This window comes from Gordonia sp. NPDC003504 (assembly GCF_053587995.1).
Genome location: NZ_JBSFPC010000002.1, coordinates 127,815 through 142,460 on the forward strand (window position 1 = coordinate 127,815; position 14,646 = coordinate 142,460).

The 14,646-nt window shown below is 68.6% G+C and carries 12 protein-coding genes; 5 read left to right on the plus strand and 7 right to left on the minus strand.

Annotated elements, in window-relative coordinates; genetic code table 11:
- Positions 1 to 15 precede the first annotated feature (15 nt).
- Positions 16 to 1,161 carry an acyl-CoA dehydrogenase family protein gene (locus ACWDPV_RS04745; protein WP_449741982.1) on the plus strand — a complete coding sequence of 382 codons (1,146 nt, stop codon included), beginning with the start codon at positions 16 to 18 and terminating at the stop codon, positions 1,159 to 1,161.
- Positions 1,162 to 1,228: 67 nt separating this feature from the next.
- Positions 1,229 to 1,900, plus strand: coding sequence for a TetR/AcrR family transcriptional regulator (locus tag ACWDPV_RS04750; RefSeq protein WP_348804858.1), 672 nt, complete (start codon positions 1,229 to 1,231; stop codon positions 1,898 to 1,900).
- Positions 1,901 to 1,919: 19 nt separating this feature from the next.
- Here ACWDPV_RS04750 and ACWDPV_RS04755 read toward each other — a convergent pair whose 3' ends face one another.
- The 4 genes from ACWDPV_RS04755 to ACWDPV_RS04770 all read right to left on the minus strand — a co-directional run bounded on the left by ACWDPV_RS04755 (position 1,920) and on the right by ACWDPV_RS04770 (position 7,039).
- Positions 1,920 to 2,525 carry a hypothetical protein gene (locus ACWDPV_RS04755; protein ID WP_449741983.1) on the minus strand — a complete coding sequence of 202 codons (606 nt, stop codon included), beginning with the start codon at positions 2,523 to 2,525 and terminating at the stop codon, positions 1,920 to 1,922.
- 119 nt (positions 2,526 to 2,644) lie between these two features.
- The gene (locus tag ACWDPV_RS04760; protein ID WP_449741984.1) at positions 2,645 to 5,137 is read right to left on the minus strand and encodes an outer membrane protein assembly factor BamB family protein; all 2,493 of its coding nucleotides are present in this window, start codon (positions 5,135 to 5,137) and stop codon (positions 2,645 to 2,647) included.
- 162 nt (positions 5,138 to 5,299) lie between these two features.
- Positions 5,300 to 5,878, minus strand: a complete 579-nt coding sequence (locus ACWDPV_RS04765) for a phosphatase PAP2 family protein (RefSeq protein ID WP_449741985.1) — start codon at positions 5,876 to 5,878, stop codon at positions 5,300 to 5,302.
- Positions 5,879 to 5,896: 18 nt separating this feature from the next.
- Complete coding sequence (locus ACWDPV_RS04770; RefSeq protein ID WP_449741986.1) at positions 5,897 to 7,039, minus strand: acyl-CoA dehydrogenase family protein; 1,143 nt, start codon at positions 7,037 to 7,039, stop codon at positions 5,897 to 5,899.
- Between the two features lie 97 nt (positions 7,040 to 7,136).
- Between ACWDPV_RS04770 and ACWDPV_RS04775 the strand changes: the two genes are divergently transcribed.
- The gene (locus ACWDPV_RS04775) at positions 7,137 to 7,724 is read left to right on the plus strand and encodes a TetR/AcrR family transcriptional regulator (protein ID WP_449741987.1); all 588 of its coding nucleotides are present in this window, start codon (positions 7,137 to 7,139) and stop codon (positions 7,722 to 7,724) included.
- Here the strand turns inward: ACWDPV_RS04775 and ACWDPV_RS04780 are convergent, their stop codons facing one another.
- Positions 7,725 to 10,439, minus strand: a complete 2,715-nt coding sequence (locus tag ACWDPV_RS04780; protein ID WP_449741988.1) for a sacsin N-terminal ATP-binding-like domain-containing protein — start codon at positions 10,437 to 10,439, stop codon at positions 7,725 to 7,727.
- A 110-nt stretch (positions 10,440 to 10,549) separates the two neighbouring features.
- Positions 10,550 to 11,344 (minus strand): DUF3027 domain-containing protein, encoded by a 795-nt coding sequence (locus ACWDPV_RS04785; protein WP_449741989.1) that lies wholly within the window; start codon positions 11,342 to 11,344, stop codon positions 10,550 to 10,552.
- 108 nt (positions 11,345 to 11,452) lie between these two features.
- On the opposite strand from ACWDPV_RS04785, the gene ACWDPV_RS04790 reads away from it, so the two are divergent.
- A complete protein-coding gene (locus tag ACWDPV_RS04790; RefSeq protein ID WP_449741990.1) occupies positions 11,453 to 13,432 on the plus strand; it encodes an MFS transporter in 1,980 nt (659 codons plus the stop codon).
- A 3-nt stretch (positions 13,433 to 13,435) separates the two neighbouring features.
- Positions 13,436 to 13,972, plus strand: coding sequence for a DUF2771 family protein (locus ACWDPV_RS04795; RefSeq protein ID WP_449741991.1), 537 nt, complete (start codon positions 13,436 to 13,438; stop codon positions 13,970 to 13,972).
- 139 nt (positions 13,973 to 14,111) lie between these two features.
- Here the strand turns inward: ACWDPV_RS04795 and ACWDPV_RS04800 are convergent, their stop codons facing one another.
- Positions 14,112 to 14,537: a cold-shock protein gene (locus ACWDPV_RS04800; RefSeq protein ID WP_449742425.1), complete on the minus strand. Its 426-nt coding sequence runs from the start codon at positions 14,535 to 14,537 to the stop codon at positions 14,112 to 14,114.
- Between the last annotated feature and the right edge of the window lie 109 nt (positions 14,538 to 14,646).

Below are 14,646 nucleotides of genomic sequence, written 5' to 3' on the forward strand. Positions count from 1 at the left end.
CCCAGGAGACCCACCATGACATCCCTCACCCACGACATCGAGCACAAGCACTTCCGCGAGACCGTCGCACGGTTCGTCGCCGAACAGATCACCCCGCACCACGAGGACTGGGAGTCCGCGGGCCTGTGGGACCGCAGCATGTTCACCGAGGCCGGCAAGAACGGCCTGCTCGGATTCCCGGTGGCCGAAGAGTTCGGCGGACCCGGCGTCGACGACTTCCGATACAACGCCATCGTCATCGAGGAAACCGCGAAAACCGGTGCGGCAGCCGAAGCCATCTCGTTCTCACTGCAGAACGACGTGGTGCTGCCGTACCTGGTGGAGATGACCACCGACGAACAGAAGTCGCGGTGGCTGCCCGGCGTCGTGTCGGGCGAGACGGTGCTGGGCATCGCGATGACCGAACCCGGCACCGGCAGCGATCTCACCGGCATCCGCACCTCCGCGGTCCGCGACGGCGACGACTACGTCGTCAACGGGTCGAAGACCTTCATCTCCAACGGCCGCAACGGTGATCTGTTCGTGGTGGCCACCCGCACCAGTCCGGACAAGCACAAGGGACTCACCCTGCTCGTCGTCGAGGCCGACACGCCGGGCTTCGAACGCGGCCGCAACCTCGACAAGATCGGTCTGCACGCCCAGGACACCAGCGAGTTGAGCTTCACCGACATGCGCGTGCCGGTGGCCAATCGGCTCGGCGAGGAGGGGCAGGGCTTTTACCAACTCGTGCACAACCTTCCGCAGGAGCGGTTGAGTCTGGCCATCGGTGCGGTCGCGGCCGCCGAGGGTGTCTTCGCCCGGACGATGGACTATGTCAAGGAGCGCACCGCCTTCGGTTCGCCGATCAGTTCCTTCCAGAACACCCAGTTCGTGCTCGCCGAGATCGCGACCGAACTCGACATCGCCCGAACCTCTCTCGACGACTGCATCGCCGAGCACGTGAAGGGTGAGCTGACCGCCGCACGGGCGGCGAAACTGAAGTGGTGGGCCACCGAACTGCAGTTCCGCACCGCCAACCGCTGCCTCCAGTTGCACGGCGGCTACGGCTACATGCGCGAATACGCAGTGTCCCAAGCGTTCATCGACGCCCGCATCCAGACGATCTACGGTGGCACCACCGAGATCATGAAGACGATCATCGCCAAGGACCTCGGCATCTGAGGCGTTCGTCGTCGTCGCATACACTGTGAACGGCGATTCACCGGCCCAACCAGCAGAGGAGACACGGATGGCCAAGACAGCCGCGGCCCGATCGGTGGCCGACACCGCGGTCGAGGATGCGGTGCGGGCGGTCCGGGTGTCCTCACGTCAGCGGCAACTTCTCGACGCCGCGGTGGCGGTCATGGAGCGCACCGGCTTTCACCAGATGTCGATGCAGGCCCTCGCCGAGGAGGCGGGCGTCAGCGTCGGACTGTTCTACAAGTACTTCGGCGGCAAGGAGGACATCCTGCTCGCCGCGATCGTCGACATCCTGGAGAAGTTCCGGGACCGGCTGCAACCGGCGATGGACGTCGCCGGTGACGATCCGGTGCGTCAACTCATCGCGGGCTTCCGGCAGTACCTGCAGATCGTCGATGAGAATCGCGACGCCGTCGTCCTGACCTACCGCGAGAGCCGGACCCTCGATGCCGACGGCCGCGAGGCGATCAAACAACTCGAGGTCGAGACATCGGCCCCGATGCGGGGCGCCATCGAGGCCGGCGTCGCGGCCGGACTCATCCGTGCCGACGTCGACGCCGACCTCGTGGTCTTCGATCTGATGATGCTGGCCCACGGCTGGGCGCTCAAACACTGGCATTTCGCGCCGCACCTGACGATCGATGCGTACACCGAAAGCCAACTGCGCCTGGTGCTTCCGTCGCTCGTCGTCCCCGAGCGGGTGGCCGACTACCAGCCGTAGCCGAGTCGGCCGGGAGTTCTCAGGCCGTCTGGCCGGCAGATTCGAGTTGGAGGACGTGGCGCAGCCCACCCGAGAGCACCGGCTTGGCGAACGGTGCGCCCCAACGCCAGGGCAGGAAGCCGATCCACTTCGGTGAGCCGCCGACCTCCCACCGGACCGTCAGCGTCCCTGCTCGCGGACCGTCGGCGATGGTGAACCGCTCGGCCGCGTCACGTACCGCCAGCGGAATCGAGACACCCGAACCCACGAGGGACAGCCGTTCGCCCGCAACGGATTCGACGACGCGCAGCTCGGCCGACACGAAGGTGCCCGACGCGGTGCACCAATCCCCGGCCGACACCCCGGCACGGCCGGCGTTCCATACGGGGCCGGTGAACAGCGGCAGCGCCGACAGGTAGGGGCTTTCGGTCAGTCGCTGCCAGACCTCGGGCCGCGACAGCGCGGTGGTCACCTCGACCGAGGTACCGAAGCTCGCCCTCGTGCCGAAGTAGGAATCGAGTTCGGCCACCGGCACATTCCGCAGTTTCGCCCGATCGGGACGCTTCGCCATCGCGCGCGCCACGAGGAGCCCGAGGACTCCGAGGATGCCGATGGCGAGAACCGCCCCGACCACGATTCCCGCCACCGTCACACCATCCACTTCGACCCTCCCGAGAAGTCATCCGTGTATCAAATATGAAATTTGACCGTAGCGGGGTGAGCTCTGTCACGCAACCCTCTGAGGGTGACTGCTGTCCGGGGCGCTCAGCGGTAGCGCGTGGAACCGTCGGCCGGCGCCGTCGTCGACACGAGCTTGGCGAAGCAGTGATCGCCGTCGAAGCCCTGCGCCGAACACCACGCGTTGGCCTGATCGGGTCCGGGGAACGTCAGCGCGGCCACCGTGACCCACCACCCCGGCTGACTGAACACGCTCCATTCGGTCGAATAGAGCAGACGGACGTCGTTGAATCGGAGCCGCAGACCCAGGAATTCGTCCAGGATCGCCTGGTTGTCCCACGTCTTGCCGTCCGCGTACAGGCCCGGTCGTTTGGAACTGAGTTGCGCGACCCACCGATTGTTGAGGTTCGCGAGGATGAAGGCGCGGTCGGAGTCCGCCTGCGCCCGCAACGCGTCGCCCGTGGTGGCGACAATGTCGGTGCCTGCGGGTACGGCCGGGCCGGTCGCGGTGATCGGGGGCGCCGTCGATCCCGACTGCGGCGCGGGGAGTTGATTCGTGGTCTGCGCGCCGGGGTCGCAGTCGACGGTGAACTGGCCGCTCGCGGTGCCATTTGCCTGACCGAGCGTGTCCGGCGTCCGATAGAACGACCCCGGCGGATAGGTCAGGTCCATCGTGATGCTCGCGTCGTCATCACTCGACGGGATGGCCGTCGGGGCACGGGAGAAATCAAACAACCCCGACGCCACCAGCTTTCCGGCGTCCGAGATCGAAATGCGGGTCGCTGCACCGGACATCACGTCTCCGTCGGGACACGTCGCCACCACCTTCATCGTCGCCACCAGCCCGGCGGAGGTGGTCCGGAACTTCTCCGGTGTGAACGTCGGAGCCGAACTACAGTGCGTCACCGAACCTTCCGGGGCCGGGGCCTTCGTGGTCGGCGCACCCGGGACGGTGGCGTCGCCGCCGGTGGGGGCGAAGCCGGTGATGGTGGTGCTGGTCAGGGTCACCAAACTCTTCCCGACCGCGAACACCCGGGGTGCCATATTCGACGTCGCGCCGAGCGCCGATGACGGCAGGCTCCACGCGGACGACCCGTCCGTCAGATTCAACGCCTGGAGTCCGGACGCGGAATCGCCGGCGATGAGCCGGGCGCCGTCGGTGACGCCGGTGTTCTGGTAACCCGATCCGGTGCCGAGTTCGGCGGTCCAGACCTGGCGGCCGGTCGCGGTATCGCTCGCGACGATCTGCTGCCCCACCCGCGTGAGGATCTCGCGGTTGTCCGCGACGATCACCTCGGCGGCGCTCAGTTCGTAGCTTTCCCCGGAAAGCGACGTGGCCCAAGAACTCTGGGCCGTGCTCGCCGAGGTCCACTTGCCGGCCACCAGCAGGTGATCTCGCTGCTCCGGGGTGACCACCGTCGCGGCCGCCACCGCCCTTCCGGGGATCTCGACGACGGTGCCGTCGGGGCGCACCACCACGACCGGGCCCGCCTGGAACGTCCCGCCCGAGCCGGTTCCGGACACCGCCGCGATGGATCCGTCCGGGAGTGATTCGAGGGTGGAGAATCCGGGTCGGTTGAGGATCTCGCGGCCGTCGACCGCCGAGACCACCACCAGGGAGGTCTGCGCACTCGCCACCAGCGCGGGCGTCGCCGTGAACGACGAGGAGTCGCCGCCCGGCGCGCCGTCGGTCAGCGTGTACGCCTTGGTCCACTCGGCCTGTCCCTGCCGGGAGATCTTGCTGATCCGCATGCTTCCACTCCCGCCGCCGAAGTCCCGGAGGTAGGCGGCGTCGCCGTTGAGGGCGATCTCGTACGAGGTGGAAGCGGAACTGGGTGCGGTGGCGGTGACCCGTCCGGTCGCCGCGTCGAAGAAGGTCACCGTACTCTCGTCGTAGCAGGCGATCTGGCCGCCGACGATCGCATCCGCGCATCCTGTGACGGCGCGGGCCGCGGTCCAGTGTTCACCGGTGGCCGGGTTGATTCCCACCACCCGCCGACCCTCGCTCGACGATGTCGACCCGACCATCGTCACCAGGTGGGTCCCGTCGCTGACCGCGCCGACGGTGCCGTACGCGGACCGGCTCGGATCGACCGACAGGAACTGCTCCCCACCCGCGTCGGAGGCGTTGACCGTCCACGCCGCACTCGGCGCGCTGGGGTAGGCGCCGGTGAGTTGCCCCGGCAGCAGTGCTTGGCGTTCGGCGTCATTGTCGTCGCCCGCCACCCAGCGGATGACGCCACCGACCACCAGACCGACCACGCACAGCAGGGCGACGCCGGCGATCGCCCACGGCCAGATACGGCGGCGTCGTGGCTGGGGTGGCATCTGCGGCCCCGGTGATCCCGGCGGCTGCGGCGGATACCCGTAGAACCCGGTGCCGGACTGCGGGTATTGGCCGGACTGCGGGTATTGGCCGGACTGCGGGTATTGGCCGGGTTGCGGGTACTGGCCGGGTTGCGGGTACTGATCCTGCGCCGGAAAGCCACCCGTGGGGATCGGGCGCGCCATGGTCGGTTCGTAGTTGCCGACCGGAGGCGGTGGAGTCGTCGGATCCGGGGGCCGCTGCGACTGTGGCATCGGGGCCATGTTGGTGGGTGGCGCGGGTCGCGGGATGAATTCGGTCGAGTCGTTGCGCCCCGGCTCAGGCTGTCCCGGCGGCCAATCCGAATCCGACATCGACCCAGTTAATCGCATCGTCGATGTCCGTGCCCATCGTCCGAGTGGATCAATCTGGGTGGTTCACGTCCGGGAGGTCGACGGCCGTAACGTCACCCTGGTGGACAACCACACGCAGAGCAGTACCCACAGTGCGCCGCACACCCAGCCGGCCAGGACGTCGGTGGTCCAATGAACACCGAGATACACGCGTGTGACGCCGATCGCGAACGACAGGATCGGTGCCGCGAGCATGATCCAGGGGTGATCGCGTACCCACGGAATGGTCCGGTAGGCGACCACCGCGAGGAGGCAGTAGACAATCATCGACATCATCGCGTGGCCGGAGGGAAACGAGTAGCTCTCGATGTGCAGGAGACGGTCGTCGACGGGCGGACGGGTCCGGGCGAAGAGATGTTTGAGCGCGACCATCACCACCGATCCCATCAGCGCGCCGACGCCCAGCAGAACGGCCTCGGCGTAGTGACGGCGAAACGCGAGCAACGCCACCACGACGGCGGAGATCACGGTCATGGTGAGCGAGTTGCCGAAGAAGGTGATGGTGTGCGCGACGCCTATCCAGGGCTCAGAACGCCCCTGCACCATCCATTCCGTCACGCCGTCATCGATCCGGAGTTCGCCGAAGGCCAGGGGTGCGGTCATGCCCTCACCGTAGGCGACTCACGCGGTGGCCAGTGACCGGCTGATCACCAGGCGCTGAATCTGGTTGGTGCCCTCGAAGATCTGGGTGATCTTCGCCTCCCGCATGTAGCGTTCCACTCGGAAGTCACGCGTGTAGCCGTTGCCGCCGAGCACCTGCACGGCGTCGGTGGTCACCTTCATCGCGGCATCGGTGGCGACGAGCTTCGCGGTGGCTGCGGCACGCGAATACTGTTGTCCGGCATCGCGCCGGCGCGCCGCGTCGAGGTAGGTGGCGCGCGCCGAGTCAACTGCGGCGGCCATGTCGGCCAACAGGAATCCCAGGCCCTGATGGTCGATGATCTTGCGGCCGAACGTGGTCCGCTCCTGCGCGTACTCGACCGCGGCATCCAGCGCCGACTGCGCCAGCCCCGTCGCACACGCGGCGATACCGAGCCGGCCGGAATCGAGTGCGGAGAACGCGATCGGCAGACCCTGACCTTCGACCCCGAGCAGCCGGTCGGCGGGCACCAACGCGTCGTCGTAGGTCGCCGACGTCGTCGGCACGGCGTGCAGACCCATCTTCTCCTCGGGCTTGCCGAAGCTCAGCCCGTCGGTGTCGCGGGCGACCAGCAGACACGAGATGCCCTTGGACCCCTCACCCGTGCGGACGAAGACGTTGTACACATCGGCGATCCCGCCGTGGGTGATCCACGATTTCGTGCCGGTCACCCGGTAGCCACCATCGGCGGGTCGGGCCCGGCACACGAGTGCCGCGGCATCGGAGCCCGCCTGCGGTTCGCTGAGGCTGTAGGCGCCGATCAGTCTGCCGTTCAACAGATCCGGCAGCCAGCGCTGCTTCTGTTCCTCGGTGCCGAAGGTGAACAGCGGATGCGCGGCGAGGCCGTGCACACTGACCGCCACGGCCACCGCCGCCCACCGGGCCGCGAGTTCCTCGAGCACCTGCAGGTAGACCTCATACGGTTGCCCACCGCCGTCCCACTCCACCGGATACGGCAATCCGAGCAGGCCCGCCTCCCCCAGCTCCGCGAACAGGCCGTCGGGGTAGGCCTCCCGCTTCTCGTGATCGTCGACGATCGGCGCCAGTCGCTTATCGGCGATGTCGCGGGTCAGGGCGATCAGGTCGCGGGCATCGTCGTCGGGAAGTAGCCGGTCCACCGCCATGTCATCACCTCTCGGGCTCACAAATAGTACTCAAGTACGCCTGACAGTACTATTCTCGGACGAGAGGCATCAACCCCGTCGACGAAGAGGAGGCAGCATGCCCCGCCCCGCCGCCACCGACTTCGCGACCCGACGTCGCAGTGCCCTGTTCGACGCGCTCCTCACCCTGGTGCTCGACGAAGGGTTCGCGCACCTGTCGGTGGCCGATCTCGCCGCCCGGCTGACCTGTTCGAAGTCGACGCTCTACACCCTTGCCGACAGCAAGGAGCAGCTGGTCACCAAGACCGTGGCCCATTTCTTCCGTACCGCAACCGATTCCGTCGAGGAGAAGGTCGCTCAGGCGTCGTCGGCGCGGGACGCGGTGATCACCTACCTGATCGCGGTCGGCGATGCCCTCACGCCCGCATCGCCGAGGTTCATGGCGGATCTGCACGCCTTCACACCGACCCGCGAACTCTACGAACGCAACACCGCCGCCGCGGCGTCCCGGGTCCGCGAGCTGATCGATGCCGGCGTCACCTCCGGTGAGTTCCGGGATGTCAACGCCGCTTTCGCCGCCGATCTGGCCGCCTCGATGATGAGCCGCATCCAGCGCCGCGAGGTCGCGGCCACCACCGGTCTCGACGACGCGCAGGCCTACCGGCAGCTGGCGGCCATTCTCACCACCGGTATCGACGCCCGCTGATCAGCGCCCGACGCCGAGATGGGTGATACCCCGATAATCGACCCACCAGCGCACCCGCACGGTTATCTTGTGATCGGTCCCGTTGCGCGACAGCGTGATCCACAGCTCATCGTGTACCCGGACCTGTCCGAGGAGTGCGCGGCCGGTCTCCGCGGTGAACAGCACCGCCGCCGTCGACGACCCGGTGGCCGGTCGCCCCTCATCGTCGACGCGGGCGGAGAAGGCCTCCCCGACCGTGGGGAGGTCGAGGATATCGGCCAGCAGGGAGGCACCGTCGGCATCGGCCGGTCCGACGACGAGGTCGTCCGGGTCGATTGCCTGCGCCCACCACGGGGCATCGAGGATCGCCGATCCGGTCGCGGCACCTGATGCCGCCCGGACCCCCTCGGGTTCGGCGACGTCGCGCCAGTCCACCGCACCGGCGCGGCAGGCGTCCACGACGGCGGCATACACCCCGCGCGCCACGCCGGGGCTGACCTGCCGTCGCGGATCGCCCACCCGGGTGATCAGCAGCGATGCCTCGTCAGAGGACGCGGGCGGCAGCGACGCCACCGCGGCGGCGAAGGCGTCGGCGTGCGGATGATCCAACTGATCGAGGACACCGTCGAGCGACGTGTCGGAGGCTGCCCGGTACTCACCGAGGAGCAGTCCGTCGATCTCGGCGAAGTTCCGCAGCCACCAGGCGGTGTAACCGGCCCGGTCGTCGAGCGTTGCGGCGATGTCGGGGTCGGTGGCCAGCAGGGTGAGTGCCGCCGGCCACTTGTCGGGATCCACGAGATCGAGATCTCTTACCGCACAGATCGACTCGGGTGCAGCGGAGAGTGTGTCCCACCACTGTTCCTCGTCGGGTAGCTCGTGATCGGGACCGGTCGGAAGGTCGTCACGCACCACGGCGAACCCCCAGCCGACGCCGAGCCTGCGCAGCGTCCCGACGCCGAAACGTCCCACCATCTCGTCGGCGACGAGCGAGAACGGATGATCCTCGACCAGCACGGCCAGCAGCGGCGAGTCCGCGAGCACCATCTCGTCGGCACTGCGGAACTCTCCCTCGCTGTCGCGCAACGGAATCCGGGACAACCACTCCGGGGTCGGGACGTCCGGATCGGCGGCGAGCAGGGCGAGCACCTCCTCGGCGAGACCGGTGACCTCGTCGTCATCCTCGCCGCTGTCGGCGAGGTCGACGGCCGCCTCGACGAGGGCTCGCAGCGCCGGATCGGCGAGTGCCTCCGGGATCGAGAGCGGCTGCGCGCCGACACGCAGCAGCAGGGGGTGGTCGGCGTCGGGCGCGATGGTGTGAATCCAGCGCAGCGGGATACTCACCGCACCGGCCGAGAACAGGCCGCGCACACCGAAGTTCGTCCGGCCATCGGCGCGTGGAACCGGCAGTGCGGCAAGTTCTTCGACGTCGAGCGGGGTGGCCACCAACGGTGCGAGCGCCTCGTAGAGCCGTCCCCACCAGCGTGGTTCACGCTCGAGGCCGGCCAAGCGTTCCGCCAGACCGGCCAGACCCAGCCGTTCGACGCCGAGCGACTCGAGCAACGCGAGATGCTGCGCCAGAGACAGTTCCGGGGACACCAGATCGGCGAATGCGTCACCCAGCAGTTCCGCGAGGGCATCGGTGAGGCCGATCAGCACCACGGCACGCGCAGGCACCAGCGATGACTCGTCGATGCCGGGCAGCCACGACGTCACCCGGAGTTCGTCGAGTACCGCCTCGATCAACTGCGCGTCGACACGTCCGCGTGCCCGGTGCGCGGAGGGCACCAGCGACAACCGTTCCGAACCGGCGATACAGCGCATCACATCGGTGTATCCGACTGCGGCCGAGGATATGTCGGCATCCGGGTGGAGGTGCCGACGGTCCGGGGTGAGCGGCAGGTCGGCGATCAACCGGCACGGCAGCGACAACTCGATCTCGGTGGGCGTGGGCGCCCACAGCACGTCGCGGGCGATCGGCTCGACCGACTCCCCGTCGGCGCGACGCGAAATGAGCCATCGCGACGGCGGGCGGGCGACCTCCGTCCAGACCTGTGGTGTCCGGGTCTCCGGGCCGGCCGTCCGGGTGATCACCAGTCTGCGCATCGTCGACCCGATGGCCGGATCGGTTTCCGGCACAGCGGTGCGTTCGATCTCGACATCGTTGTCGGCCACCGTGATCCGATCGACACCGGCCAGCGCGAGCAGGAGCCCGGGCGCCTGATCAGCGGCGGATTCGAGGAGTTTTCCGACGTCGACGTCGGGTCGCAGATGCAGGACGACCTCGGTGTCGAAGGGTTGTGCCGGCGCGACATCGGTGGGCCAGGCCAGGCGCAGGACCGGGACGGCGGCGGTCTCGATGCCCGCTGCTGCTGCGGCATTCGCCGCACGCTCCCGGTCGAAGACGACCGATCCACTCCGCGACCGGATCTCGATCCGATCGGCGACGGTGGCGGTCGCGGTGAACCCGACACCGAACCGCCCGATCACATCGGGATCGTGGGCATCGCCCTTCGCCGAGACGCGCAGTGCCAGCAACGATCGCACACCCGAATCCGTCAGCGGCGCACCGGTATTGGCCACATGCAGGGCACCGTCATCGTCGGCCCAGACGCCGACGACACCGCCGACCCCGACGGCCCCGGCCGCGTCGGCGGCGTTGGCGATCAGTTCGACGAACAGCCGATCCCGGTATCCGACGGTGGCGAGGTCCGCCTCGGCGGCGCGGTCCTCGGCCATCCGGGTCGGCGAATCACGCCACGCGGCGAGGGTCGCCGCGCGCAGGGACGCCGTCGCGAAGGGATCGTCGGCGGCGGCGCCGCGATCGCCGGCACCACTCTCGTCCCGGTTCAGGACGACGGGTCCGCCTGGGCGCCGGTTCCCGCACCGACCGCGACGATCTCGAGAACCCCGTCATCGAAGGCGTCGTAGGCCGGTGATCCCTCACCGGAGGGCGCGACGACCGACGAATGTGCCCCGCAACCGAATTCGGCGGAAACCACCTGGGCGTCGGCGGCGTACGCGTTGGCGCAGGCACCGAACGCCACCCGCAGCGTCCCCGACAGCGGGATGTAGAAACCGCAGGTGCAGCACGCGTACGGTGCCGCCTGCGCCATCTCGGAATCGGGACCGCGGTCGCCCTCGTACCACCGTGTGGCGGCCTCGTCACGACCTTCCCGGCTCAGCACACGTTCGCGGCCCAGACCGAGTTCGCCGGCGACCTCGGCGACCTGATCGGGATCGGCACCGTCGGCGAGGTCCACACCGTCGGCGGTGTCCACATACCCCGGGACCAGTCGCACATCGTCGGCGTCGGCGGCCAGCAGGTCACCCGCGGACAGGTCACCGGCGGCGACCCGCTCATTCCACGGCACCCATTCCGGCGCCAGCAGCGCGCCCTCGCCCGGCAGCAGCACCACTTCGCTGACGGTCACCGTGTCGGCACCGGGAGCCCCCGCCACCACCACGCACCACTGCCAACCGCGGTATCCGACCAGGTCGGCGTCGAAATAGTGGGCAGCCGCCCACTCCCCTTCCGCCACCGCCGCACGATGCGCCCCCGGCTCGTGTCCATCATCGATGAGCGCGCCCCGGGCGATGTCCACGGCGTCGAGCAACCGCGGCCCGTCCACTACTCCAGTCACCGTTCCAGTGTGCCTCACTCGCCCACGTCGAGGCACACAAGGTCGCCCACGACACCACCGGATGACGGCATGCGGCGGGCCCGGCCACCGATGAGGAACAATTGACGCGTGATCGGACGGACGCCGAAGGACAACGCCACCGCGCCTGGGGGGAACGACACCCCGCAGCCCGCTGCGCGTACCCGACGCAACCCCGTCGACCATCCCGGTGCGGCCAACTACCCCGCCGACGGTCCGCGTCGCCGCGGCGGCAACGGCGCCGGTCCGCACGGTAACCCGCCGGGCGGAAACCGCGGTGAGGCGTACCTGCCGCCACGGACCCACAATCCGCATCTGCCGCCGCTCCACGACGCTCCCACCGATCCCCAGGAGACCTCGCACCGCCCGTCGGGCTCGACCGCGGCACTGCCCACCGACCCCGAGCAAGCGCAGATCCCCAAGAAGATCACCGTTGCCCGCGTCGCCGCCATGCGCAGCAGGCAACTGACGGCCAAGGGAATCGGCAAGATCCACCGGGCCGCCACCGCCGACGGCGCCGACCGGTCCGGGTTGACCGCCCTCACCCTGCCGGTGATCGCCAACTTCACCGTCGACGCCGCCATGGCCGTCGCCCTGGCGAATACGTTGTTCTTCTCCGCCGCCACCGCCGAGTCCAAGGTCAGCGTCGCGCTCTACCTGGCCCTGACCATCGCGCCCTTCGCCCTGATCGCCCCGCTGATCGGGCCGGCCCTCGACCGCCTCCAGCACGGACGGCGGGTCGCGATGGCCGCGACGTTCGCGGCGCGTGTGGTGCTCGCGCTGCTGATCATGGCGAATGTGTCGTGGGACGTCGCGGCACAGCAGCTCACCTACGACCCGTGGGTGCTGTATCCGTGTGCGCTCGGGCTGCTGGTCCTGTCGAAATCGTTCGGGGTGCTCAAATCGGCGGTGACGCCCCGTGTGGTGCCACCGTCCATCGACCTGCCGAGGGTCAACTCGCGATTGACCACCTTCGGCCTCATCGGCGGCACGATGATCGGCGGCGCGGTGGCCGCCCTGTTCGAGCTGCTGCTCGCCAAGGTGCTGCCCTTCCACCTCCCGGGCGCGATGCTGTGGCTGGCGATCGTCGCCGCGATCGGCGCCTACCTGTGCATGCGGATTCCGTCGTGGGTGGAGGTCACCGAGGGTGAGATCCCGACGACGCTGACCTATCACGCACCCGACTCGCACACCTCGACCCGCGGCAGTGTGCGGGGCGGCGCGAAGGCCATCGCCGCCAAGATGCGCCAGCCGCTGGGCCGGCGGGTGGTCGCCGCGCTCTGGGGGAACGGCACCATCCGCATCCTGACCGGCTTCCTGACGCTCTACATCGCCTTCTACGCCAAGGCCCAGCAAGGTGTGCACTCCGACTGGCGGCAACTGGCGATGCTCGGAGCGGTTGGTGCCGCGGCGGGCGTCGGCAACATGATCGGCAACGGTGCCGGCACCCGGCTCGAGCTGAAGAACCCGGCGAAGATCGTCGTCTATGCGACGGCCGCCTGCTTCACGATGGCCGTGCTGGCCGCCATCTTCGGCAACATCCTCCTCGCCGTCCTCACCGCATTCGTCGCCTCCGGGACCAGCGCGATCGGCAAGGTGTGTCTGGATTCGTCCATCCAGGACGACCTTCCGGAGGAATCGCGGGCGTCGGCGTTCGGCCGGTCGGAGACCGTGTTGCAGCTGTGCTGGGTGCTCGGCGCCGCGCTGGGTGTACTGCTGCCGACGACCCTGTGGATCGGTTTCACGGTGGTGTCGGTGCTGCTCGGTCTCGGGCTCATCCAGACCGTCATGACCGACCGCGGCCGGTCGCTGGTGCCCGGGCTCGGTGGCGAACGTCCCGAGCAGGCGGCACCGACCATGCCCTTCGGTGCGACCCTGAACCCACACCACCAGAACCCACAGTCCCAGAACCCGCGGCCCCAGAACCCCCACGCATCGACGCCACACCAGCCGAACCCGCACCCCAACCCCTCGGCACCGAAACCGGGACAGCCGGGCTCCGAGGCACCCACGACGCGGTACCCCTCCGGACCGGGTGACGCCTCGACCAAGCGGATGGGATATCACTAGAGCGTGCTCAACTCCGGTGACAAGAAGGCCATCGCGATCGTCCTCGCGGTCGTCGTGGTGTTCGTGGCGGTGGTCGGGACGACGGTGGGGATCCTCGCCGCGACCGGTACCTCACACAAGGACGAGGCGTATCTGCAGCTCGCCGTCGGCGACGAACTGCACACCGTCGAACCGGTCAAGTGGTGCGACGTCTACCTCAAGGAATGTGACCCGCCACTGCTCAGCCCGCAACGAGAGACCCCGCACCTCCCCATCGCGACGGGCCAGACGATCCTGTTGTCGGTATCCAGCGAGATCGCCGAGGGGCCGTGGAATCTGACCACGCTCTACTGGACCCCCGAGGGTCTGGCCGAGAACGAGTCGCCGTTCGCGTCGGGCACCACGTTCACCGTGCCGCTGCAGACCGAGCCCCAGCACATCCTGTTGGGCATCACCATCACCGCGGCGTCGGTGGTGGCCTCCGACGACGGGACCACCAGCTTCGCTCGCGGGGTGCTCACCGTCGACACCTCACCGGCCGACGTGCCGCAGATCCGCTGACGCGGCGTCGGCGTCGTTCACGCGGGTCGTGCTCGCCCGCGCGGCACGCCCACCCTCGCGTGGTCATTGCACAGCGCGCGTGAGCGCGCGGGTGCCGCGTCGGCATGGACGACCCGCGCGAACGACGACCCGGCGTGGCCTAGCGGTCGAGTTCCCGGGCGACCGCCCGCACAACCTCGGAAATACGTTGCGCGGTCTTGCGATCGGGATACCGTCCCTTGCGCAGGTCCGGCTGCACCTTGCCCTCGAGCAGGGTGATCAGGTCGGCGACCATGCCGTGCAGCTCGTCGGGGCTGTGGCGCTTGACCTCTTTACGCGCGGCCTCGCGATCACGGTCGCGGGTGTTCTTCGCCACCGACGGCGCCGGTTCGAGGACGGTGACGGTCAGTGCCTGCGGGCCGCGGCGTCCGGCGGCCATGCCGAACTCCACGCGCTGACCGGGCTTGAGCGCATCGACACCCTCCGGGAGTGCCGACGAGCGGACGTACACGTCCTCGCCGTCCTCCTGCGCGAGAAAACCGAAGCCCTTCTCGGCGTCGTACCACTTCACCTTGCCGCTCGGCACTGTGCTCACCCTCATCTGATGGTCGAAATCGGTCACAATAAAAGGCGCGGAGACACACGACTTGAGCCTTTCCGCGCCTGGTATCCACCATTCTAAACACTGGGCCAAG